At 63.7% G+C, this 2,375-nt stretch carries 3 protein-coding genes and 1 pseudogene; 1 reads left to right on the forward strand and 3 read right to left on the reverse strand.

Annotated elements, in window-relative coordinates:
- Positions 1-399 (forward strand): annotated as a pseudogene (locus DTF_RS26940) (inorganic phosphate transporter); the annotation flags it as partial.
- Between the two features lie 78 nt (positions 400-477).
- On the opposite strand, the gene DTF_RS0111170 reads toward DTF_RS26940, so the two are convergent.
- The 3 genes from DTF_RS0111170 to DTF_RS23160 form a co-directional block, all read right to left on the reverse strand.
- Positions 478-1,224 carry an amino acid ABC transporter ATP-binding protein gene (locus tag DTF_RS0111170; RefSeq protein WP_027715388.1) on the reverse strand — a complete coding sequence of 249 codons (747 nt, stop codon included), beginning with the start codon at positions 1,222-1,224 and terminating at the stop codon, positions 478-480.
- A 35-nt stretch (positions 1,225-1,259) separates the two neighbouring features.
- Positions 1,260-1,919, reverse strand: a complete 660-nt coding sequence (locus DTF_RS0111175; RefSeq protein WP_027715389.1) for an amino acid ABC transporter permease — start codon at positions 1,917-1,919, stop codon at positions 1,260-1,262.
- 27 nt (positions 1,920-1,946) lie between these two features.
- Positions 1,947-2,375, reverse strand: a 429-nt coding sequence (locus DTF_RS23160) for a transporter substrate-binding domain-containing protein (RefSeq protein ID WP_035056826.1), incomplete at its 5' end; no start/stop codon positions are given.

A 2,375-nucleotide genomic window follows, 5' to 3' on the forward strand; every position in this document is an offset into this window, starting at 1 on the left:
AAGATCACGGACGGCCATCGCGATATCGTCCTGCGCGCCTACACTCACATCGGAAACCACCACAAGGGGCTCCTCCCGGTGCAGATCGAGGAACTGGAGCAGGTCCGCGTCCTGCTGAACGAGATCCTCCTCGAGGTGGAGACCACCTTCAGCCGCAAACAGACGGCCGACCTCGACGGGCTGAGGAAAAAGGACGCCCGGCTGCGGGAGTTCACCGAGGAATTGAATGCCCGGCAGGTCCCCCGGATTGCGGACAACACCTCCAAGACCCGCCTGAGCATCCTCTACTACGGCATCGTCGGCAACGCGATGATGCTCTCCAAGCAGAACCTGGAGCTGCTGGAGATCTTCGATCTCGCCTTCGGGGAATTCGAGAAGGAGATGGGGAGCGGTTCCTGACAGGTCCGCCCCACCAGGTGAAAGCGCCTCCGGTCCTGTGCGGACCGGAGGCGCTTTTTTTCATTTTCGCGGCCGCATCTATTTCAGCACGTCCGCCAGGAACCGGCGGGTTCTCTCCTCTTTCGGCCGGGCGAACATCTCCGCCGGCTTCGCCGTTTCGACAATCCGTCCGTCATCCATAAAGATGACCCGGTCTCCGACCCGCTCGGCGAACCCCATCTCATGGGTGACCACCATCATGGTCATCCCTTCCCGGGCCAGATCCTCCATGACCCCCAGCACCTCCCCGACAAGCTCGGGATCGAGGGCGCTGGTGACTTCATCGAAAAGCATCACCGAGGGCCGCATGGCCAGGGCCCGGGCGATGGCGACCCGCTGCTGCTGCCCTCCGGAGAGCCGGCCGGGATAGGCGTCCTGTTTCTCCTTCAGCCCGACCTTGTCGAGCAGGATCAGGGCTTCGGGGACGACCTCGTCGCGCCGGCGCCCCAGGACCTGGACCGGCGCCTCGATGATGTTTTCGAGCACCGTCTTATGCGGGAAGAGATTGAAGTGCTGAAAAACCATCCCCATACGGGTGCGGACGGCATTGAGATGACGTTGGAAGGCCCGCCCCGAAAGGTCCGTGCGGTTGACCCGCTCTCCAGCAAGGAAGACCTCCCCCGCTGTCGGCTTTTCCAGGTGATTGATGCAGCGAAGCAGGGTGCTTTTGCCGGAGCCGCTGGGGCCGATCAGGACCAGCACCTCCCTGCGCGCCGCCTCCAGGTCGATCCCCTTGAGCACTTCATGCCTGCCGAAGCGCTTGCGCAGACCGCGCAGGGCGATCATCGGTCCGGCGTGGCTCTCCAGGGCGGATTCCAGGCTCATGCCGCCCCCCATGCCGTGCGCCGCTCCACCTGGCGCAGCAGGACGGTGGCGCCGGTGGTCAGAACCGCATAGAGCAGGGCCGCCATCAGGTACATTTCAAACGGCCTGTAGGTGGAGCCGATCAGGCGCTGGGCGGTCAGGGTCAGTTCCACCAGGGTGATGGTGGAGACCAGCGAGGTGTCCTTGATCAGGATGACGAAGTTGTTCCCCAGCGGCGGTATGATCAGGCGAATCGCCTGCGGCAGGACGATGCGGCGCATGGTCAGCCCCGGCCCCATGCCGAGGGAGCGGGCGGCCTCGACCTGCCCGGAGGGGACGGAGAGAATGCCGGCCCGGATCGTTTCGGCGTTGTAAGCGCCGGTGTTCAGGGCCAGGGCCAGCACCCCCGACCAGAACGGGCTGAGGCTGAGGCCGAACTGCGGCAGGCCGTAGTAGATGATGAAAAGCTGCACCAGCAGCGGCGTCGAGCGGACCAGCCAGACGTAGAACCGTGCCGGCCAGCGGAAGAGCGGGTTCTTCGAAAGGACGCAGAGCGCCGCAATCAGTCCGGCGGCCAGACCGAAGACCAGCGACACCAGGGAGATCTGCAGGGTGAGCAGGGCTCCCTTCAGCAGAAAGGGGAAGTAATGGGTGATGACCGACCAGTCAAGGACCATGATTGCCTTTGATCAGAAGGAGGAGAGTCAGCGCGCGTCGATCTTGAGCCACTGCATGCTGATCCTGCGGTAGTCGCTTCGTTCCCTGATCTTTTCCAGGGCCGCGTCGATCGCCTGTTTCAGTTCCGGGTTCCCCTTGCGCAGCGCGATCCCCATGCGCTCCTCGTAAAGGAGCGGGCCGGCCATTTTGATGGGAGCGTTCTTTTCATCGATGGCGATGGCGCCGACGATCCGATCGGTGATGAATCCGTCGATGCGCCGGTTGACCACTTCGAGGATCATCTCGGGCACCCCCTTGTAGGTCCGCACCTCGGTATCCGGCAGATTCTTCCGCACCCACTCTTCGTAGGTCGTGCCGAGTGTCACACCCACCGTTCTGCCCCCAAGCTCTTCCGCGGAGTCGAGACTCGAGCCGCGCCCGACGAACAGCTGGGCTCCGGAGCGATAGTACGGCTC

This window comes from Desulfuromonas sp. TF (genome assembly GCF_000472285.1).
In the GTDB taxonomy this organism is placed as follows: Bacteria; Desulfobacterota; Desulfuromonadia; order Desulfuromonadales; family ATBO01; genus ATBO01.

What these genes read in the sequence shown, in the direction of transcription:
- DTF_RS0111175 (WP_027715389.1), bottom strand. Translation starts at nt 1,919, where the DNA reads ATGGTCCTTGACTGGTCGGTCATCACCCATTACTTCCCCTTTCTGCTG.
- DTF_RS0111170 (WP_027715388.1), bottom strand. Translation starts at nt 1,224, where the DNA reads ATGATCGCCCTGCGCGGTCTGCGCAAGCGCTTCGGCAGGCATGAAGTG.